The 19,498-nt window shown below is 67.6% G+C and carries 21 protein-coding genes; 11 read left to right on the forward strand and 10 right to left on the reverse strand.

Features of this window, described 5'->3' with window-relative positions; all coding sequences use genetic code 11:
- Positions 1 to 426 precede the first annotated feature (426 nt).
- The gene (locus tag ACGFIM_RS29565) at positions 427 to 861 is read right to left on the reverse strand and encodes an Rrf2 family transcriptional regulator (RefSeq protein ID WP_393206571.1); all 435 of its coding nucleotides are present in this window, start codon (positions 859 to 861) and stop codon (positions 427 to 429) included.
- Between the two features lie 105 nt (positions 862 to 966).
- On the opposite strand from ACGFIM_RS29565, the gene ACGFIM_RS29570 reads away from it, so the two are divergent.
- A complete protein-coding gene (locus ACGFIM_RS29570; protein ID WP_393206573.1) occupies positions 967 to 1,740 on the forward strand; it encodes an SDR family NAD(P)-dependent oxidoreductase in 774 nt (257 codons plus the stop codon).
- Positions 1,741 to 2,191: 451 nt separating this feature from the next.
- On the opposite strand, the gene ACGFIM_RS29575 is transcribed toward ACGFIM_RS29570, so the two are convergent.
- Positions 2,192 to 2,638: a hypothetical protein gene (locus ACGFIM_RS29575; RefSeq protein ID WP_393206576.1), complete on the reverse strand. Its 447-nt coding sequence runs from the start codon at positions 2,636 to 2,638 to the stop codon at positions 2,192 to 2,194.
- A 487-nt stretch (positions 2,639 to 3,125) separates the two neighbouring features.
- On the opposite strand from ACGFIM_RS29575, the gene ACGFIM_RS29580 reads away from it, so the two are divergent.
- Positions 3,126 to 3,347: a hypothetical protein gene (locus tag ACGFIM_RS29580; RefSeq protein ID WP_393206578.1), complete on the forward strand. Its 222-nt coding sequence runs from the start codon at positions 3,126 to 3,128 to the stop codon at positions 3,345 to 3,347.
- 140 nt (positions 3,348 to 3,487) lie between these two features.
- On the opposite strand, the gene ACGFIM_RS29585 is transcribed toward ACGFIM_RS29580, so the two are convergent.
- On the reverse strand, positions 3,488 to 3,928 hold the full coding sequence (locus ACGFIM_RS29585; RefSeq protein ID WP_393206581.1) for a hypothetical protein: 441 nt from the start codon (positions 3,926 to 3,928) through the stop codon (positions 3,488 to 3,490).
- Between the two features lie 139 nt (positions 3,929 to 4,067).
- Between ACGFIM_RS29585 and ACGFIM_RS29590 the strand changes: the two genes are divergently transcribed.
- The 3 genes from ACGFIM_RS29590 to ACGFIM_RS29600 all read left to right on the forward strand — a co-directional run bounded on the left by ACGFIM_RS29590 (position 4,068) and on the right by ACGFIM_RS29600 (position 6,599).
- Complete coding sequence (locus ACGFIM_RS29590; RefSeq protein ID WP_393206584.1) at positions 4,068 to 4,697, forward strand: ADP-ribosylglycohydrolase family protein; 630 nt, start codon at positions 4,068 to 4,070, stop codon at positions 4,695 to 4,697.
- On the forward strand, positions 4,634 to 4,807 hold the full coding sequence (locus tag ACGFIM_RS29595) for an ADP-ribosylglycohydrolase family protein (protein WP_393206587.1): 174 nt from the start codon (positions 4,634 to 4,636) through the stop codon (positions 4,805 to 4,807). Before ACGFIM_RS29590 ends, ACGFIM_RS29595 begins: the two co-directional genes overlap by 64 nt.
- 193 nt (positions 4,808 to 5,000) lie before the next feature.
- Positions 5,001 to 6,599, forward strand: a complete 1,599-nt coding sequence (locus ACGFIM_RS29600; RefSeq protein ID WP_393206590.1) for a hypothetical protein — start codon at positions 5,001 to 5,003, stop codon at positions 6,597 to 6,599.
- A gap of 34 nt (positions 6,600 to 6,633) precedes the next feature.
- Here the strand turns inward: ACGFIM_RS29600 and ACGFIM_RS29605 are convergent, their stop codons facing one another.
- Entirely contained in the window at positions 6,634 to 6,978 is a 345-nt protein-coding gene (locus ACGFIM_RS29605; RefSeq protein ID WP_393206593.1) for a hypothetical protein, read from the reverse strand.
- Positions 6,979 to 8,126: 1,148 nt separating this feature from the next.
- On the opposite strand from ACGFIM_RS29605, the gene ACGFIM_RS29610 reads away from it, so the two are divergent.
- Positions 8,127 to 8,723: a hypothetical protein gene (locus tag ACGFIM_RS29610; protein WP_393206596.1), complete on the forward strand. Its 597-nt coding sequence runs from the start codon at positions 8,127 to 8,129 to the stop codon at positions 8,721 to 8,723.
- Between the two features lie 891 nt (positions 8,724 to 9,614).
- On the opposite strand, the gene ACGFIM_RS29615 is transcribed toward ACGFIM_RS29610, so the two are convergent.
- Together ACGFIM_RS29615 and ACGFIM_RS29620 are read right to left on the reverse strand one after the other, a co-directional pair.
- Entirely contained in the window at positions 9,615 to 10,091 is a 477-nt protein-coding gene (locus ACGFIM_RS29615) for a hypothetical protein (RefSeq protein ID WP_393206600.1), read from the reverse strand.
- Positions 10,092 to 10,508: 417 nt separating this feature from the next.
- A complete protein-coding gene (locus tag ACGFIM_RS29620; RefSeq protein ID WP_393206603.1) occupies positions 10,509 to 10,991 on the reverse strand; it encodes a DUF2000 domain-containing protein in 483 nt (160 codons plus the stop codon).
- A 392-nt stretch (positions 10,992 to 11,383) separates the two neighbouring features.
- Here ACGFIM_RS29620 and ACGFIM_RS29625 point away from each other — a divergent pair, with 392 nt between their 5' ends.
- The 3 genes from ACGFIM_RS29625 to ACGFIM_RS29635 all read left to right on the forward strand — a co-directional run bounded on the left by ACGFIM_RS29625 (position 11,384) and on the right by ACGFIM_RS29635 (position 14,597).
- Positions 11,384 to 12,733: a TrkH family potassium uptake protein gene (locus tag ACGFIM_RS29625; protein ID WP_393206606.1), complete on the forward strand. Its 1,350-nt coding sequence runs from the start codon at positions 11,384 to 11,386 to the stop codon at positions 12,731 to 12,733.
- A gap of 64 nt (positions 12,734 to 12,797) precedes the next feature.
- Positions 12,798 to 13,244: a DUF4383 domain-containing protein gene (locus ACGFIM_RS29630; protein ID WP_393206609.1), complete on the forward strand. Its 447-nt coding sequence runs from the start codon at positions 12,798 to 12,800 to the stop codon at positions 13,242 to 13,244.
- Between the two features lie 360 nt (positions 13,245 to 13,604).
- Positions 13,605 to 14,597, forward strand: a complete 993-nt coding sequence (locus ACGFIM_RS29635; protein ID WP_393206612.1) for a hypothetical protein — start codon at positions 13,605 to 13,607, stop codon at positions 14,595 to 14,597.
- A gap of 56 nt (positions 14,598 to 14,653) precedes the next feature.
- Here ACGFIM_RS29635 and ACGFIM_RS29640 read toward each other — a convergent pair whose 3' ends face one another.
- Entirely contained in the window at positions 14,654 to 15,214 is a 561-nt protein-coding gene (locus ACGFIM_RS29640) for a DUF6789 family protein (RefSeq protein WP_393206615.1), read from the reverse strand.
- 160 nt (positions 15,215 to 15,374) lie between these two features.
- Positions 15,375 to 15,740 carry a hypothetical protein gene (locus ACGFIM_RS29645; RefSeq protein ID WP_393206619.1) on the reverse strand — a complete coding sequence of 122 codons (366 nt, stop codon included), beginning with the start codon at positions 15,738 to 15,740 and terminating at the stop codon, positions 15,375 to 15,377.
- A gap of 236 nt (positions 15,741 to 15,976) precedes the next feature.
- On the opposite strand from ACGFIM_RS29645, the gene ACGFIM_RS29650 reads away from it, so the two are divergent.
- The gene (locus ACGFIM_RS29650) at positions 15,977 to 16,414 is read left to right on the forward strand and encodes an ester cyclase (protein WP_393206622.1); all 438 of its coding nucleotides are present in this window, start codon (positions 15,977 to 15,979) and stop codon (positions 16,412 to 16,414) included.
- 6 nt (positions 16,415 to 16,420) lie between these two features.
- On the opposite strand, the gene ACGFIM_RS29655 is transcribed toward ACGFIM_RS29650, so the two are convergent.
- Positions 16,421 to 17,263, reverse strand: a complete 843-nt coding sequence (locus ACGFIM_RS29655; protein WP_393206625.1) for a helix-turn-helix transcriptional regulator — start codon at positions 17,261 to 17,263, stop codon at positions 16,421 to 16,423.
- 100 nt (positions 17,264 to 17,363) lie between these two features.
- Between ACGFIM_RS29655 and ACGFIM_RS29660 the strand changes: the two genes are divergently transcribed.
- Positions 17,364 to 18,134 (forward strand): SDR family oxidoreductase, encoded by a 771-nt coding sequence (locus tag ACGFIM_RS29660; RefSeq protein WP_393206628.1) that lies wholly within the window; start codon positions 17,364 to 17,366, stop codon positions 18,132 to 18,134.
- Positions 18,135 to 18,254: 120 nt separating this feature from the next.
- Here the strand turns inward: ACGFIM_RS29660 and ACGFIM_RS29665 are convergent, their stop codons facing one another.
- Positions 18,255 to 19,457, reverse strand: coding sequence for a hypothetical protein (locus tag ACGFIM_RS29665; protein ID WP_393206631.1), 1,203 nt, complete (start codon positions 19,455 to 19,457; stop codon positions 18,255 to 18,257).
- Positions 19,458 to 19,498: the final 41 nt, after the last annotated feature.

A 19,498-nucleotide genomic window follows, 5' to 3' on the forward strand; every position in this document is an offset into this window, starting at 1 on the left:
CCTGGCTGTTTCCTTCCCTGGTTCCTTCCCTGGTTCCTTCCCTGGTTCCTTCCCTGGTTCCTTTCCTGGTTCCTTTCCTGGGCCGTTTCCGCCGACCGGCGGGCCGGCGCGTGGCGGACGATGGCCCCCCGGCCGGTGATGGCCCGCACGCGGAACGACAGCGCGTTCTCGCCGTTGACGCGGATCTCCCCTCGGCGCCCGCACCACGACCATGCCCTGGTCGAAGATGGATGCCGCGGCCTGATCGTCCGCCCGTTCCCGGCGAGCCGACGCCGGGCCCCCTCCCCGTGCGTGCGCGATCCAAAGGGCCTCGACACGGCGGAACGGATCCAGGAAGACCCTCTGCGCGGGCAGGCGATCAGGCCGGCCACCACCGCAGGAGGACTCCCCGGACGGTCCTCGGTGATCCGCGCGTTGCGCCGGGCGCTACCGAGCGGCCGCCAGGACGTCCTCGAGGACGTCCTGCAGCGTGACGCGGGCCAGTTCGCGCCGGAGGGTCTCCTCGATGCCGTCGTAGACGCGCCGCATCGCCGGCTGGATGCCGTGGCCGACCACGCATTCCGGGTCGGGGGCGGTGCGGTGCATGGCGAACAGCGGGCCGGGTTCCACCGCCTCGTACACGTCGAGCAGCGTGATCGACCGCAAGTCGCGCGCCAGCGACCAGCCCGCGCCCTGCCCGCGACGTGACTCCACGATCCCGGCCTTGCGCAGGTCGCCGAGCAGCCGCCGGATGACCACCGGGTTGGTGTTGACGCTGGAGGCAATCTGCTCGGAGGTGGCGACCTCATTGCCCCGGCGCTGGTAGAGGCCGATCCAGGCCAGCGAGTGGGCGGCGATGGTCAGCCTGCTGTTGGCGCTCATGAACGTCGTCCCTCCCTGTTGCAACTCCCGATGTTACGACAGCCTTGTCGTAACCGGTATGGTTGCAATCAGAACGTCGTAACAAATATCGTTACGACAGCTGATGTGACGACCATCGAGGTGAGAAGCATGGACAAGCCGCTGACGGGCAAGGTCGCCCTGGTCACCGGAGGATCCCGAGGGCTGGGCGCCGCGACCGTACGGCTGCTCGCAAAGCAGGGCGCCGACGTCGCCTTCACCTACGCCGGCTCCGGCGAGCAGGCGCAGGCCGTCGTCGACGAGGTGCGCGGCACGGGAGCGGAGGTCGCGGCGTTCCAGTCCGACCAGGCGGACACGAGCCGGGCGCCCGCGTTGATCGACGGCGTGGTGGAGCGCTTCGGCGGCCTGGACATCCTCGTCAACAACGCCGCGATCTCGGTCAACGCCACGGTGGACGACCCGGACGCCGACTTCGCCGCGCTCGACCGGATGCACACGACCAACTACCTCGGGGTGATCGCCATCACCCGGGCCGCTTCCCGGGTCATGCGCGACGGCGGCCGCATCATCACGGTGTCCTCCGGGCTGGGCACCAGAGCGGGTGTCCCCGGCCTGGCCGACTACGCGGCGACCAAGGCGGGAGTCACGCAGTACACCAAGGGCATCGCCCGCGACCTCGGCCCGAGGGCCATCACCGCCAACGTGGTGGAAGCCGGGCTGATGACGGGCGGCATGGCAGCGCCGGACGCCGAAACCTTGAAGCTCCTGCTCGGCTCCCTGTCCCTGCAGCGCCTGGGGCATCCCGACGAGATCGCCGCGGCGATCGCCTTCCTGGCGAGCCCTGCCGCGTCGTACGTCACGGGCGCCGTGCTGGACGCCCACGGCGGCTACAACGCCTGACCCACGCGGACGCGGCTCAGGCCTTCTGGACGAGGTGATGGACCGGGCGATGAAACCCGCTCTGCGAGGCGTCCAACGCTGCACTGACGCCGACCTGGCGTGTCACGAGTTCCCTTTGTCACCACCGGGCAGAAAACCAGGAAGCCAACGGCCACTGCTCGGTCCGACGGTGAGAGCCGTTCCTAGCAACGAACACGCTCATTACCGGCTGCGTCTCTTCCATCCGCGAGATGAAGCCGGCAACGTCAACTCGTTCATCATGAGCTGAATGAGCTCCCGGCCTCCCACCTGTTGGTCGGGACTGCTGTGTGCACCGGTATCCCCACCAATCCCGCCGCCGAGATCAACGACCTGAAGCAGATCTGCGCCACCGCCGCACGGAACCTGCGCCGAAAGGCCGAGCAACTACGCGCAGCGGCAGCCCAAAGCCCCGACGCCTGGTGAGAAGCTTTCACCCCGCCTGCTTGTAGCAGGCCGTCTTTCCAACGATCCGGATGTTCGGCTTCTGCTCAAGCTGAACAGCCACAACGTACGTGATGTCGGTCTTCGGATCACGGCCGGCCACCACGGACAGTTTCTGATCCCTGATGTCGAGATCATCGACGAGGTCTTCGTAACCCAAAGCCCTGAGGTGGGTCTGCATCAGCCCTGCGATATTGAACGCCGCATGCCGCCTCGCCAAGTTGCCCCCAGCACGGAAGAACCGTTGCACCTCATCGGGCAAGCATCCTTCGCCCTTGTCCTGGTCGGCGCGCTCTGTAGCGCTCGCCGTACCCGTCTGGCTCTCAGCCAGGGAAGTCAGGAGAGCATCGCCATCCTTGACCAGCTGCTGAGCAGCCTCAGCCAGCGTCGGCTTCTCAGCTTCGGTCGTGTCAGGCTCGGACGTGCACGCCGTCACCAAGGCGAAACAAGCCGGAACGGCAACGACGCGAGGAAGCCACCCGCTTAAGCACACGCCCGGACGATACCTCTTCCTCCTGAACAGATCACCTCCTTGACCAAATTCGGTATCACAGTGAGGTGATTTCCCATACCTACCTGTACACAGCCGAGCTCGGCGATATCACGATTATCTAGACGAGGGCGTTGCCAGGAGGCCATAGAGTATCCGACTACATGCCAACCACGATCAGCGGCTCATCTAACAATGCACCCCAAAGCTGAACAACGCGGGACACAAAACAACTGCTGACCGGCAACGAACCAGCCCGATAGAGAGCAGGACCATCAACCAAGTGGCAGTACGCCATCGCTCGGTGTAAAAACAATCGCAGCAGCGCCACGGAACGAACGGGAGAAGTTCTCATCGCTCAACTGCTGTCGAGTCACTCGTCCACCCGGGACGGGACACCACATTGCCACTCACAACCGCACAGGGCTGACCCATGCCGATCTTCCCAGACGGCGCAGCCCGTTCCGACATCGCCGACGCCATCCTCACCCTCCCACTGCGTGTCGGCCACCACCTGCTGCAGCTGCTCAACTCGCGCCTGGACGAGACCTTCACCCGCCGCCGCCTCTCCACGAAGACGCCGACCACATCCTCAGTCTCGTCCCCGAACCGCACCTGCTGCACGAGCTGCCGCGCCTGTTCGCCCAGGACCTGAACGAGCTCACTGCCGGCCGCGCCCGGATCGTGCTGCTCTTCGACACCCACGAGGCGTTCTACGGCGAGGCCATCGGTGACGCCGACAGCCTGCCCTGCGACCGCAGCGCTTTCGCCGAGCTCACGGCATACTCCTTCATCTCACCGATCAGGGGTGGACGGCCAGCGGCACCGGCGCGTCGCTCCCTGCAACGCGTCCGCCCGGACGAGATCCGCAAAGCCCACGAGGTCCTGGCCCGGCACTACGGCGAGCGCGAGGAGTTCACCGCCGAGCTGGAAGCCGCCTACCACCTCAGCCACCTCGACTCCAGCGAAGGAGTCGCGGCCTGGGTCGCGCTGATGGACCGCAGCCTGGCCACCGGCCGCTTCGACCGCTGCCGTGCCCTGGCCACCCTCCTCAGCGACCTGCGCATCGACAGCGACGAGGACAAAGGCCGCTGCCTGTACCGGGTCGCCCGCGCCCACCTCGGCCTCGGCAACTGGGCCCAAGCCGAAGCCCTCGACGACGGCCTGCCCTTCAGCTCCGCCCACGCCGTCCTCGTCCGCGCCGAAGTGGCCTTCTGCCGCGGCGACTTCGACCACGCCGAACACCTCGCCCAAGCAGCACTCGCCCTCACCAGCGACGACGCCCGCGAAGGCTTCCTGTTCCGCCTCGCCGAAATCGAGCTCTACCGGCGGTCAGGCCGGGCGAGCCGCACACGCCCTCGCCGAAGCCGGCCGCATGGCCCGCGACCTCGGCGACGGCCTCCTGGCCGCCAAAGTCACCCACAGCGAAGCCGGCATCCGCCGCGCCGAGAGCGACCACACCGGCGCGTGGGGCCTGACCGTGAAGGCATTGCGAGAGTTCGAGCACCACGGCACCCCGTACGACGTCGCCTCCGCCTGCCTCTCCCTGGCCCGCCTCGCCCCACCGGGCCGTAAACGCATCCAGTACGCCGACCGCGGACGCCGCGCCATCGCCTGGGGCGGCTTCGGCGTCCTCACCCAGCTCTTCCCGGACCAGATGACCCCACCCGCACACCGCATCCTCAACGGCCTGATCGGTTTCTGCTGCGGAGACGCCCTCGGCGTCCCCTACGAAGGCAGACCACCGCAGGACATCCACCTCACCGACACGCTCCCCACCCGGGACGACTGGCCGCTCGGCAGTACGTCCGACGACACCGAGCAGCTCATCCTGCTCGCCCGCAACCTCATCGACACCGGCGGCTCAGAGACGGCCTTCCTCCAAGCCCTGGCCATGGCCCTGCCCACCATGCGCGGCGCCGGCCTACCACCCGCAGAGCCGTGGAACGCTTCGCAGCCACCGGAGCAACAACGGCCGACGGCGGCGCCACCAACGGCGCCATGATGCGCGTGCTCCCCATCGGCTGGGCCACACCCGCCACGGAGACGGCCCCCCGTCGCGACCTGGCCGTACGCATGACGGAGGCCACCCACGCCGACCCGCGTGCGCCGTAGCGGCGATGGGATCGTGGGCGCTGGAGGGCTGATTTATAGGTATTTCTGAACCGCTTTACGTGCATTAAACCGGATATGACCGCCTTATACCGAAACGAAGGCTCCTACGCTGCGGAGAAGCGGGCCTCATCACTTCCCCGCGATCTCGCGAAAACCCGGCGAACGAACGCCTGCATTCCATAGCGTGGCCCTCATGTCACTCTCGCCAACATTCATGGCAAGTGTCGACTCGGAAGATGTCGTTCAGCACCTCAACCTTGCGTTGACCGTACTCGAGGTCCCAGTGGCGGTCGTGTTTCTCTACATGGGGCTCTCTGCCAAGCGATCAGACCGCTTCCTGCTCTGGATCAGCGAACATATGCGCGTCCCAGCCGTCTTCTGGGGGTTGTTCGGCCTGATCACCCTCGTGGCGACCTCGACGGTGACTGCGCAGCAGGTGCAGGAACTTCTTCTTGAGCACAGCAAGCCAGACGTCAATGCGACCCCTTCATGGTGGCGCATCCCACTCCTCATCTTCCTGATCGGCGCCATCCTCGCTTCCTGCAAGATACTGATGAACGCGCGCCGGCTGTACCTAGCGGGAATGGCGCCACGCAGGGACAGACTGCGGATGCTCAATCCGTTGTCCACGTTCAGGACAGCCGAGAAGATCTCCTCGCCCTCCGTCCGCTTCCTGGTGTTCATCCTCTCAGCGATCATCGCCGGCAGATTCTGGCTCGGCTCCCTTGGCCTTTATCACATGCCACAGCCCATCGGCGGCGAAGCGCTCCCCCACCTGTTGCTCATGACGCTGATCGGTCTATGGCTGTGCGACTACTCACGTAAGAGTAAAAGCGTGAAGTCACCCGCATCCACTTTCATCGGCATAGGCCTGCGATGCATCGGGACAGCCGGCTGCATCTTGGCCCTGTCTCTCTGGGCTTCCTGTTTCCTTCTCCTCTTCGTCAAGGAGCTCGCGCCAGGCTGGTGGATATACCGCATATACGCCCCTCTCGGGCTATTCCTAGCAGGCCAGGTCTACCACGCCGGGCAGGATGTTCTCCGTTTCTCTAGGCGCCACCTCACGAAGATCATCCGAGATACGGACCAACTGAACGGAGAATCCTTTGTCCTCTACTTGCGTCCGTTCGCGAGCGACGCCCTGCAGAATTCCCCACAACGGGTTCCCTGGCGAGGGCTCATGCCCTTGGCCAGACTCCTCGTCACCGGACGCACCGAAGAAGAGAGGATCGCCGCCGCGCTGAAACGGCGGGTGAGCCCGCTGGTGGCTGTGGGACAGCCAGGCGAGACGCTGCCCTATGTCGGAGCCACACGTCTGTATCTGCCTTTGAACGACTGGCAAGCTCCGGTACGAGAGCTCATGCGTAGGGCACGAATGGTCGTGCTTTCGCTGGGTCCTGGTGAAGGCACCATGTGGGAGCTACGCGAGGCTTTCCGTACGCTGCCTCCCGAGCGGCTGATCTTGCTCGTCCCCATGGATCGGGAGGAGTACATGACGTTCCGCTCATGCGTGCATGCCAACCTCGCTGAACACAACGTCCGGGTGCACCCGAGGAGTGGGGGCAGTCCGATGGTCCCCCAGCTTCCCGAGTCGACCAGCCAAGGGAATGCGCCGTCAATCATTCGTGGAGCCATTTGTTTCACGCCTGAGTGGAACGCCGAGTATCTCAACCTAGAAGAGCATGCTCGGACCTTGACGTTCATCATCGACTGGCTCCCCCAAGCTCTCAGGGTGGCCCTACGGCCGGCGGTGCGGCGGCTGGCGGCATACGAATTCGACACCGCTAAGTAGCCGAAGTGAAAGTCGGGTTAGTGGTCGTCGGCGATCAGGGATCGCTTCGCCGGCACGTCCTATGTTCCGGTTGTTCCAGATGACGGCGTTGAGGGCGAGGATGCACTGGCTGATGCGTGTCCATAGGCCGTCTGTGGCGTTCGAGGCCGAGCTGGTTCTTCCGCGCCAAATGATCGCTTCGCTGCGCTGGCGTAACCAGCCTGCCTGCGTTGATCAGATAGCGTTCCACAGCCGACCCCTTCCAGCGGGTTTCACCTCCTTCTACAGCCGACGGGATACCGTCGAGGACTTCAGCGAGAATCTTCGCATAGCGGGTGAACGTGGCGGCGAGCGCCTCCTTCTCGGCCCCCTCCCGAATCAACTGCTCTTTCGCGGACACCGTCAATCACCCCGTATCTTCAGGGCTTGAACGAGGGCATCACACAGCCGACCTTTGATAGGGCAGTTTGGACTGTTTCGTGCAGTCTGATCGCAGGCAAGGTCGTCGAGATGTGCCGCAGATTCGAATTCTGCCAGGGCACTCGTCTCGAGCAGCGTTTCCGCCACCGATCTGAGGTTTCACAACCGCAGATGTTTCGCTTCTCCGGCCCATCGGAGGCGGCCGAGTGCAGTCCTATGCAGCCGTACGCCAGAATCCTGGAGACATATGGCGGACGATCCTGAACGCGTACTCTAAGTCACGACTGCCGAAGACCGCAGGGTTCTCTGGGAAGTGCCGCTGGCTGCGCAGCTGCTCCACAAAGTGTCTTGCGCAGGTGAGCACCGCTGCCCTCGGCTCGCATCTTGCCCTTCACGGCATCACGCACGTGACAGCCGCATCAACCTGACGACGACACTCCACATCTCCGCCCATCCTCGTGCTCAGAGCGAACCCAAGACAACGCTTTCACGTACGTCCTGGCGACCGTTCACATCGGTCCCGGGGGAGTGATCATGCTGGTACGTTATACGGCCCTCGCGGGGGTGGGTGCCGGGGAGACAATCCAGTCGTCCGCATACGTGCTGGAGGCATGTCGTGACGACCCCGCCGACACCAATTCCGCAGCCGTCGCCTGAGCGGCCGGCCGATCCTCCCGCACGTACCGAAACCACTCCTCCCGCACGTACCGACACGTCCGCCATAACTCCATCCCCGGCCCCGGCCTTTGCGGCGACACATACGGTACTGGGCATCCCGCAAGCGACCCCCTGGGCGACCGCACCAACACATCAGGAGCCGAACAGCTCGCGATCGACGCGATGCTCAGGCACGGGCTGTTCGGCAAGAGCCACCCTCCCGACCCCACACATCCACGGAGCTGGAAGGCCTCAGCGAAGGAGAAGACCGCCGAAAGTCACCTAGGAATTTCTTGAAGGACGGCGGGAAGTCGCTGGTGACTTCACAGGAGATGGCTCCCTACCGGGGGACACGAACCTCCGCAGGGATGCCCACCAAAGACGGCAGAGTGAAGGGTTTGCCGGAGACCAGTGGACGAAAATAGAAAAAGGAATGGACCGCGGCGCCGACGCCGGCGCCGCGGAGTTCAGTTGACCATGAAGGGCCGCCTAGCCTCCCCCATAGCGATCATCGTCGCAGCGCTCCTGCTGACAGGCTGCCAGGACCAAGCAAGCCCTTCCACGGACATGACGCCGCTCCCGTCGATCGCTGCCCCACCATACCTTTGCGGCTACATCCCGCTCGGCGCTGTCCGGCTGATGACCGGCATACGAAACCCACATGCCGAAGGCGACTTCGACCTCACGGCGGGCCAGGAGCTGGACGGGAAGGACTATGGCACCGGCTCGTGCCTGGTGTATCAGCCCACAGGGGACAAGCTGAAGGTATTACAGATCTCCCTCTCCCCCGCCGGATCGAAAGAAGAAGTGGAGTGGGAGATCGCACAAGGAGCCAAGCCTCTTCCGGAGATCATCCCCGGAGCGGTCGGTCATTATGGTCGGATCGACGGAGCCGATGCCCCACAGGCAGCCGCGATTCTCGTTCACGGCTCCAACGAACTGATCGTGGACCTGATGCGTGGCGTTGAGGGGCGAGATAATGCGTCAGACGCGGCCGCCTTGATGAAGCTGATCGCGCCGAAACTGATTCCTGCCGCCACCCCGGCTCCCGAAACGACCACGGACTGAGCCGATGCCGGCGATGGTGAGGAATCCAGTATTCGACCGCCTCCAGCATTTTCAAGGACACGGCGGACGCCGTCTCCGAAGGCTTCAAGCCTCCGCCACTTCCCCAGGAAACAGGGAAAACGTGAGAAGACCGTACTGCACGATGCCGTTGCTGGTCGCCCTGTTCACTGCGACGTCATGCTCATCGTCGCCTCCGCCGCCTCCCGCGGATCGTCGTCCGCTGGGTGCCGTGACGGCTCCTCCCACAGAGGCGGAGTGCGCGGTCCTCGCTCACCAAGCCATCGCTCGGGCCTTGGGTGTAGACGACTTCTATGCGAGCGGCTCTGAGTCGGCCGCTCACTTCTCACACTGCGTCATCAGCAAGAGCCCGGCGCCGGAAGACAAGGCGCTGATGACCATCGAGCTGCACAGCCCATTCGATTCGACCCTGGACGCCCTGGAGAACACGAAAGCCGGAGACAAAGGTACGGATCTTCCCTCCCATGCGGGGCCCGGCTATAGCGCCCCCATTTTCGATACAGGCGGAAACGTCATCGGCGCACAAGCGCGAGCCTGGACGAAAGACGTCAGCAAGGTACTCGTTATACGGATAGTTTCTGGCAAACCTGGACGGGACCATAAGGCGGACGTGGTCGAGTTCGTCCGCCAACTGAGACCTCTGCTTCTTTCGTAAGGTCTTCCACCTCCGGATTGAGCAGATATCCGATCACATCCCACAACCGCCCCCGTCCTATCCCTTCTCCTCCGCACTCCTCCGGCGCACCGCATCGCCCAGCCCGTCGCGGCGTTCGCGGGGGCGCTGGTGAGGTGGCCGAGCGGGCCCGGGTGGACGCTGATCCGCGCGTGGAGGTGGCCAAGCCGGGCCCACCGCCTCACGCATGTCGCGCCGGCTCAGCCGAAGAGGTGCTCGTCCTCCGGCCAGGTGCAATCGTCGGAGGCGTCGCCGGCGCAGTGGTCGGCGACGCGCATGATGTGCATCGCCTTGATGGGATCGTGCTTGAGGAGCTTGCGGAGCAGTACGGGCTTCTCGGCGACCTGCACGTACGCGGGGATCCTCCCGGCTTGTGCGGCGCCCTTCAGGCGAGCGAGGCTCAGGCCGGAGTGGCGGAGTGCGGGCTCGTCGGACGGCTCCAGGGAGCCACCCAGCGCCGGAAGTCCCTCGGTGATGGCGTCTCCGTCACCGCCGCACCCGTGGCAGAACGTCCCCGGCCTGCCGTCCCAGGAGATCGGCGCTCCACCGTGCGGCGGGGAGAAGAGCACGTCGTCGACCGCCAGGTGCTTGCGGCCGCGGATCTCGTCCATGGTCAGCGGCCGGGTGCACACCACCACCGCGGTGACCTCCTTGGCGCGGCCCGCTCGCCCTAACACGGCGTCGGCCTCCTCTCTGGCCGGCCCGCCCGCTCGCCCGACTCGGCTCAGCGCGGCGGTCAGCGCCCGCGAGCCGGGTGAGTCCCGTCGGTGTACGGCCTCTTTCCCGGGCACGGGTTCGCGGTCGCCGCCGAGCGAAGAGGTCGATGGCCATCTCGTCCGGCTCCCGCTCGGCGGCATGGTCACCGGATGTCACGACGTACTCGGGATGGGAGGCGCGGAAGGCGTTGGCCATGACGTACCCGAAGCGCTCGACGTCCGCGTAACGGGGAATGGCGTCGTCCGCGGAACCGCACGCCGTCGGCACCACCGCGCATAACGCCGCCGCCGTCGCCCCTCCGCGCCTTCCTGTACACGCCTTTCGCCGTCGGACCGGGACGAAGCTCGGGGACCGCGCCTCGCCTCGAAGCGTACGGCTCAGGCGAGCAGAGGGAGGCGGCCGACGATCTTGTCGATGCGGTTGCGGGGGCCGACGAGGCTGACGGCGTAGTACTCGATGTCCTCCGCCTGCGTTTCCTTCACGGTGGCGAGGTAGTCGGCGTAGACGCGGGTGTGCTGGGCGGCGGCGGGCATGTCGGCGACGTGGCAGGTGCCGGAGGCGGCGGCCTTGGTTCTGATCGTGTGCAGGGTGGCGGCGTCGGCGGCCAGGACCGAGCAGCCGGCCCAGGGCAGGCCGGGGTGTGCGGCGCCGCCGGCGTCGATCGCGTCGTCTCCCAGGAGGCCGGTGACCGCGCGTGAGGTGGCGGCGGCGACGCAGACGGCGGCGTTGGCGGCGCGGCCGGCGGGCAGGGAGCCGTTGACGACGATCACCCACTTCAGGCGGGCGGATCGGGTCGGGAGGGTGGGGTCGATCTCCTCGGGCGCGAAGCCGACGGCGCCTGTGGTGCTGCCGCTGGGCATGGCGATCACCTTCTGGTATGACGTACGGATTTTTCCCGGTCAAAGTATGCACTCATGCGGACTGATGGCAAGCTTTCCGTACAAGTATCGGCAAGTGCCAGGTTCGGGTGGTCGGTGGCGTACGTGATAAGGCGGATGCGGGTGGGGGCCGTCAGATGCACGGCAGGTTCTCCGCCGGTGCCGCGGCTCGCCGGCACCCTGTGCGCGGCGCCGCCGCCCCGTGCGGCGGGCGTGCCGCCGCGCGCCGGGCCGGCTGCGCTAGCGTAGGGCGTTGAAGTGCCGGAACGCCTGGTCGGTGGGGAGGTCTCCGGCACGTGCGAGCCCGACGGAGGCGCCTCCATGGACGACGACCACGACAGGTCCGGCCGTGGCCCGCGCGGCGAGGTGGGCACGTGAACGGGCGGCGGCCGGCGGTGCCGGGCAGGTGGCGGCATCCGGCGGTGGTGATCGCGGCCGGGTTCGGCTCGGCGGTGCTCATCGGCACGCTGCTGCTCGGCACGCCGATGGCGACGGCGTCGGGCGAGACGAGCTGGCTCACCGCGTTCTTCACCGCCACCTCGGCCGTGTGCCTGACGGGGCTGACGGTGGTGGACACCGGGACGCACTGGTCGGTGTTCGGCGAAGTGGTGATCACCGTGCTGTTCCAGGTGGGCGGGCTGGGGATCATGACGCTCGCCACGCTGGTCATGGTGATCCTGTCGGGCCGCATCGGGCTGCGGGCGCGGCTGTCGGCGCAGCTGGAGACGAAGGCGGTGGTGGGGGCCGACCTGCGTCACGTGCTGCGCATGGTGGTGACGTTCACGGTGGTGTGCGAGGTCGTGGTCGCCACGATCCTCACCGTGCGGTTCGCCACCGGGTACGGCGAGCCGCTGGGCAGGGCGGTCTACCTGGGCGTGTTCCACGGGGTGTCGGCGTTCAACAACGCGGGGTTCGCCCTGTGGCCGGACAACCTGATGCGGTTCGTCACCGATCCGTGGATCTGCCTGACCGTCGCGGCCGCGGTGCTGGTCGGCGGCCTGGGCTATCCGGTGGTCTTCGAGCTGCTGCGCACGTGGCGGCGGCCGAGCCGCTGGTCGATGCTGACGCGGGTCACGCTCGGGGTGAGCGCGCTGCTCATCGTCGGGGGCACGCTGGCGTTCCTCATGACCGAGTGGCGCAACCCGGCGACGATGGGCCCGCTCGACGACTCGGGGAAGCTGCTCGCGGCGTTCTTCGCGGCCGTGATGCCGCGTTCCGGCGGCTTCAACACGCTCGACATCAGCCAGATGTATCCGTCGTCGTGGCTGGTCACCGAGGTCCTGATGTTCATCGGGGGCGGCAGCGCGAGCACGGCGGGCGGCATCAAGGTCACCACGTTCGGTTTCCTGCTGTTCATCATCTGGGCCGAGCTGCGCGGTGAGAACCATGTGAACATCGGGCACCGGCGGCTGCCGTCGTCCACGCAGCGGCAGGCGGTGTCGATCACGCTGCTGGGCGTCATCCTGGTGGCGTTCGCGACCTGGCTGCTGCTCATGATCAGTGTGCACGACCTCGACCGGGTGCTGTTCGAGGCGATCTCGGCGTTCGCCACCAACGGGCTGTCGACCGGCATCACGAACGAGATCCCGGTGGCGGGGCACGTGCTGATGAGCCTGCTGATGTTCGTCGGCCGTATCGGACCGCTGACGCTGGGGTCTGCGCTCGCGCTGAAGCAGCGGACCCGCCGCTACGAGCTGCCCGAGGAGCGCGTCATCATCGGCTGACTCCGCGGCGCATGCGATCGTCCCTGGGGGTAGGAGGGGGGTTCATCGACAGAGGAGGCCCCCCATGATCACTCATCGCACCACGACGAGCCGCACGCCCGTGCAGCTCGCCGCCCTGATCACCGGCGTGGTGTTCCTGCTCGTCGGCGTGCTCGGGTTCGTTCCCGGCGTGACCACCGACTTCGACCAGCTGCAGTTCGCCGGGCACCACTCCGGCGCCCTGCTGCTCGGTCTCTTCCAGGTGTCGATCCTGCACAACATCGTGCACCTGATCTTCGGCATCGCCGGCGTGCTGCTGGCGAAGACGTGGAGCGGCGCGCGGAACTTCCTGGTCGCCGGCGGCGTCATCTACCTGCTGCTGTGGCTGTACGGCCTGATCGTGGCGCACGACAGCCCGGCCAACTTCGTTCCGCTCAACACCGCCGACAACTGGCTGCACCTGATCCTGGGCGTCGGCATGGTCGCGCTCGGCGTGCTGCTGACCCGCGGCAGGGCGGGCGCCAGGCACTGAGCGGTCGTCGGCCGGGCCGGTCACCGCCGGTGACCGGCCCGGCCGACGCGTGTGTCAGGGGGTTCGCGCACACCGGCGGGACGGATGCCTCGCACGCGCTCCGCCGAGCCGATCGAACGGTTCCCTCCGTCGCGGCATTCGACGCCGGCCACACCGGGATCATGATCGCGGGGCCCGTCACCTGCCGGGACGGACCGTTCCGACCGGCCCGAACCCGGCCCGCCTCCTGCTCGGGTTCACCGCCGAGCACGAGTGCTCGCTGAAGTAATTCGTATTATCAGGTTGACTCGGGCTTTGCCCTGACCGATGCTCTGTGATCACACCGGACCTCCGCCGGTGTGAAACACGAAAGGGCAGAGCATGTCCGAACCGGTCCTGAACCGCCGAACCGTCCTGGGCGCCGCTCTCACCGCCGCCGCACTTCCCGCACTCCCCGCTCTCTCCCCCTCCCCCGCCGCCGCGGCCGCCGGGCCGGGCGGCTTCCCCTCGTACAGCTACATCGGGCAGGCGCTGAACGTCTCCGCGCTGCGCTACAACCCGACCGGCGAGCTGATCTTCCCGTGCGTGCGCGGCACGTACGACCGCATGCCGGGCGGCCTCGGCCGCTACTACCTCTGGTACGCCCCGCACGACGCGCCCGGCGGCATCTGCCTCGCCTACGGCGACTCGCTCGCCGGGCCGTTCACCGAGTACCCCGGCAACCCGATCATCAGCCGCCAGTGGGGCTCCCACTACAACGTCAGCCACGTGTCCTCGCCGCACGTGCTCTGGCACGCCGCCAGCAAGCGCTGGTACCTGTACTTCCACGGCGAGAACACCACCACCCGCCTGGCCACGTCCGCCGACGGCATCAACTTCAGCTACCACGGGGTGGTGCTCAACACCTCGATGGTGCCCGGGATCTCGGAGGCGTCGTACGCGCGCGTGTTCGACCACACGATCCCCTCGCTGGGCTCGAAGTACGTGATGGTGTTCATGGGCAACAACGGCGGCCGGCGCAAGATCTACTGGGGCTGGTCGGCGGACGCGGTCACCTGGTCCTTCGACCCCTCGCCGCTGATCGACCCGGCCGATGACGGGCTGACCGACCTGAGCGGGGCGCACGTGCTCAAGGCCAACGGCACCACGTACGTCGTCTATCACGGCAACTCGGGCAGCATGTACCTCACCGAGGTGGGCAACTCTTTCGACCGCGAGGTGCACCTGGGCGTCTTCCACACCCCGCTCACCGGCGCTCCCGACAACCGCCGCTCCGCCGCCCCTGCGTTCGGCACGGACGGCGGTGTCTCGTACATGTTCTACGAGGCCGGGCAGCGCGGCTCCACCGTGATCGCGGTGGCGCGCGCGGTCTGAGCACCGTCCGGCGCGGGCGGCCCATGGGCAGGGGCCGCCGGGCGGCGTAGCGTCCGTCAGATGCGGGCGTGGGCGTGGCGGCGGTGGTGCTCCGTCGAGACGGGCTCGCGACGGTAGGCCGGTTCGCGGTGCTCGCCGCTCTCCGCCCGTGCCCGCTTCCTGGCCGCCTTCCGGGCCGAACGGGCGTTGAGCCGGTTCATGGCCTTGGTGAGGATCGTGCCGTACACGACGTGCCCGCAGATCATGACGGCGGGCCGGCCGGGCAGGTCGCGGGTGGCGGCGGGCAGGATGCCGAGGACGGGCACCCAGCCCTGGTAGCTGGCCGCCCAGATGGCCAGGGCGTAGCCGACGCCGGCGATGGAAGGGGTGCGGTGGCCGCGGGCCAGCAGGCCGTACAGCGAGCCGGCGGCGGTGCCGAAGCCGAAGTGCGCCAGGGCGCCCGCGACCCCCTCGCCCTGCTTGGGCCGGTGGCTGTGGCCGGGCATCAGCGCGCGGGCGATGCGTTTGGGCGGCTGGTCGGGCATGAGGCCCATCCTGCTGCCGGCCAGCATGACCCCGCTCATCGCGGCGGTGGCGACGGCGCCGCAGACGGCGCCCTTCATGAGTGCTCGCATCATGAAAGGCGGTTGCCCTCAAGGCCGGGCGGGAAACGCCGCCCGGCCTGGACGGGCGGCCATCAGCGGCCTGCGGCCTCCGGCGCCCGAGCCGCCATGGCCCTCCTGCGAACGAGCCCGAGCCGCCTGAGCGCCCTCGGCGGTCATCGGCCGGCCGGGCCGGTCAGCTCTCCGTCGCGAGCGCGCCGCAGTCGGCGCTGAGGTGCACGACGTTCCCCTCGACCCTGGCCACCTGGTCGGGGGTCACGTACAGGTCGCGCGAGAACCAGCCTTTGGCGTCCACCTTGACGAAGCCCGTGCGCACGAGCCTGGCCGCGAGCGCGGGCGGCAGGTCGGGTTCGGGGTCGGTGAACACGTCGGCAAGGATCGGCACGCCCCCGGCTCGCGGGTCGGATTCCTGCCCCTCCGTGGTGGCGGCCTGCGGGTCGCCGAGCTTGACGAACTCCACCGTTCCCAGCTCTTTGCCGTCACTGGTCACGACCTTCATCCCGGACCGCACCTGATCGATCAGCTCCTGATAGGCATGCACGGCAGCGCTCCTCTCCCTCAGGTTCGAGGCGGTACGCCTACCCAGAAAGCGCCGGACCAGCCGGGGACGGCGCGGCGGAACCCCGCGTTTACCGGGCGCTGAGGCGCAGGGCCGCCACGGATGGCGATTTTGGCGGGTGCTTGGGAGCGCCGTGCCGCGGATCGCGCCGACACTGGAGGGGGCGCACCACCGCCGGTGGCGCGCCCGGTGACAAGGCTTGGGGGTAAGCCGTGTCCATGTTCTGGGATCTCAAGCATCGGCTGAACGAGGCGGTCAACGACCACGACCTGCCGCTCGTTCTCGACTGCTACAGCAAGGACGCCGTCTACGTCACGCCGTGCGGCGTGGCGGAGGGACTCGACCAGATCGAGTGGATGTACCAGCAGACGTTCCGCGCCTTCCCCGACTGGCACGCGACGGCCTGGTTCGAGCTGGGCGACTGCGACAACCCGGTCATCACCGAGTGGACCTACACCGGTACGAACGCCGGGATCCTGCTCCTGCCGAACGGGCGGGAGATCGCGCCGACGGGCCGCCGGATCACGGTGCGGGCGAGCTGCACCGCGTTCGTCAAGGACGGCAAGATCTGCTCGCACCGCGAGTACTACGACCAGCTGGAGCCGTACTGCCAGCTCGGCTTCGGCCTGCTGGAGCGGGAGAAGATCCCCGCGTGAGCGCGTTCAGGCCGTGGTGAACCGCTGCTGCCCCACCACGTTGAGCAGCCGCAGCTTCTCGTCGCCCTCGCTGCGCGGCGGTGCGGTGAGCACCAGCAGCGCCTGGGCCTGGTCCTCGGTGAACAGCACCTGGCAGTCCACCTCGATCTCGCCGAGCTCGGGATGGATGAGCACCTTGTGGTCCTCGAACCGCTTGGCCACCTCGTGCCGCTCCCACAGCTCGGCGAACTCGGGGCTCTCCTTCTGCAGCGCCCTGACCAGCTCGCCCGCCTGCGAGCCGGGGCCGCGCGCGCCGTGGGCGGCGCGCAGGTTGGCGACCAGGGAACGGCTCTGCCTGGCGTGGTCGTGCTCGGGGTAGCGGCGCCGCACGGCGGGGATGGTGAACCAGCGGTAGATCTCGTAGCGGGCCAGCCCCGTGTAGCCGGAGACGTCGCCGAACAGCGCCTCGGCCGGACGGTTCTGCACCAGCGTCTCCCCGAGGTCCGACAGGATGAGCGCGGGCGTGTCGCTCAGGCGGTCCATGACGCGCAGCAGGGCGGGGGCGACGTGTGTCACGGCCGACAGCGTCGCGGGGGCGTTGTGGCCGCAGATCTGGAACAGGTAGCGGCGCTCGTCGTCCGTCAGGCGCAGCGCCCGCGCCAGCGAGGCGAGCATCTGCGCGCTCGGCTGCGGGCCGCGCTGCTGCTCGAGCCGGGTGTAGTAGTCGGTGGACATCACCGCGAGCGAGGCCACCTCCTCGCGCCGCAGCCCGGGAGCCCGGCGGCGGGCGCCGGGCGGGAGCCCGACGTCCTCGGGCTGCAGTGCTTCGCGGCGGCGGCGCAGGAAGTCCGCCAGAGCTGCGCGATCCATAAAGCCCATTATGTGTACGGGCGATGCGCCAACCAGGGACCGCCGATCCCCCGATGAACGGTCTCTGCCCCCGCGCGCGCCGCCCGGCCAGGCTCGAAGCATGCAGATCTCAGGGAACACCATCTTCATCCCCGGCGGCACGAGCGGCATCGGGCTCGCGCTCGCCCTGGCCCTGCGCGACAAGGGCAACACCGTGATCATCGGCGGCCGCCGTACCGGGCTGCTCGAGCGGATCGCCGCCGAGAACCCCGGCATCGGCACCGTCATCATCGACACGACCGACCCGGCGAGCATCCAGGCCGCCGCCGGGCAGGTCATCGCCCGGCATCCCGACCTGAACGTGCTCATCGCGATGGCCGGCATCATGAAGGCCGAGGACTGGCGCAAGCCGGAGTCGTTCCTCGCCTCCGCCGAGGAGGTCGTGACCACGAACGTGCTCGGGCCGATCCGGCTCATCGCCGCGTTCATCGAGCACCTGCAGACCCGGCCGGACGCCACCATCGTCACCGTCTCGTCGGGCCTGGCGTTCACCCCGCTGAAGGTGACGCCCAGCTACAACGCCTCCAAGGCGGCGATCCACATGCTCAGCGAGTCGCTGCGGCTGCAGCTCGAGGGCACGAGCGTGCGGGTGCTCGAGCTCGTGCCGCCGTCCGTACGCACGACGCTGATGCCCGGACAGGAGACGAACGAGCACGCGATGCCGCTGGAGGAGTACATCGCGGAGGTCATGGAGCTGCTGGAGAGCCGGCCTGACGCCAAGGAGATCCAGGTGGAGCGGGTGAAGTTCCTCCGCTACGCCGAGGTCCGCGGCGAGTACGACCAGGTCGTGGCGATCTTGAACAGCACCGACCCGCACGCGAGCGGCGCCTGACCCCCTGAATCGCCGCCGCGTCCCGGGCCGGGTCCGCGTCGTGGAGCCGGACCTCGGCGCCCCGCCTTGGATCTCGAAACGCTTCCAGGGCCCGCCGTGGTGCGGGCCCGGAGCGGGCGGTCAGCGGTTGGCGGCGAGGCTGTGGACCGGGTGCTCGCCCTCGGTCTGCAGCCGGTACTCGTGACCGGAGGTGGCGCGGTTGTCGTCGATGACGCGCTCGGACGGCGCCTTCTCGCCGCCCATGAGGGCTTCCTGCATCTTCTCGAAGCGCTCGTGGGCGTCCTGGACGTAGCCGGTGCCCAGGGTCGTGTAGTCGATCTGGGTGGACAGCAGCTCGCGCAGGTAGCCCTTGTTCGGCTCGAACGTGACCGGCACGGGCAGCTCGGGCGCGCACACCTCCTCGGGCTCGCGGCCGTCGAAGCGCTTGAACAGCTCGGCGGCCAGGCGGAGGTGCTCGAGCTCCATGTTCAGGTGGAGCTCCCAGATGTTCTTCACCTTGGGGTCGGACTCGGTCTCCATGAACGAGTGGTACAGGTAGCACTCGTTGTACTCGTGGTTGAGCAGCATCTCCCACCAGCTCTCGCCGGGGTCGACGAGCGACTCGTAGTGGGTGACGTGCTCTTCCTCGATGAGGCCGATCTCCTGGTAGAGCTGGCGGGCGATCGGCTCCATGTAGGTGGGGCCGACGTTCATGTAGAAGTTCATGGTCTGCTGCTCGGTCGACATGATGGTCAGCGCGTGCAGCTTGGAGATCGGGGCGGCGGTGGACCGGTCGTACGGCTCGCGCACGTTGTCGATCGGGTTGCGGTGGTGCATGAACGTCGGGCGGCCCGGCATGACCTCGGTGAGATTGTCGACGATCTTCTCCGCCTTGCGGTGCTCGATCATCTCGTAGAGGTTGGCGTACCGGTAGAGGTGGTCGAAGTCCTCCAGCACGCCGAACTGGTACGCCTGCTGCAGGTACGGGTCCGGCTCCATGCGGGCGACCCAGGCGGTGAGGTCCACCGCGACCTGCTCGTAGGCGATCGTCGTCTCCAGCACCGAGGCGAGGCCGGGCAGCAGCCAGTTGACCGCCTTCTGCTGCTGCGCCTCGATGTAGCGGACCCTGGCGAGCTGCTGCTTGATCTCGATGTCGGGGCAGTGCCGGGCCAGGTGGTGGCTGAACATGACGGCCTCGACCTCGATGCCGTTCATCGTGATGATGCGACACCGCGTGTACGGATCGGCGTGGTCGGGATCGATCGGCGCGACGTTCAGCTCCCGCCAGTTGCGCAGTTGCTTGTCCAGCGGGATGCCCCGCTCCTGGAGTGGGTTGAAGGTCATGTGCGTGCGCTCCTTCGCGCTGGTTCGAGTGAGCAAACGTG

It is taken from the genome of Nonomuraea sp. NPDC049309 (genome assembly GCF_043196965.1).
GTDB lineage: Bacteria > Actinomycetota > Actinomycetes > Streptosporangiales > Streptosporangiaceae > Nonomuraea > Nonomuraea fastidiosa.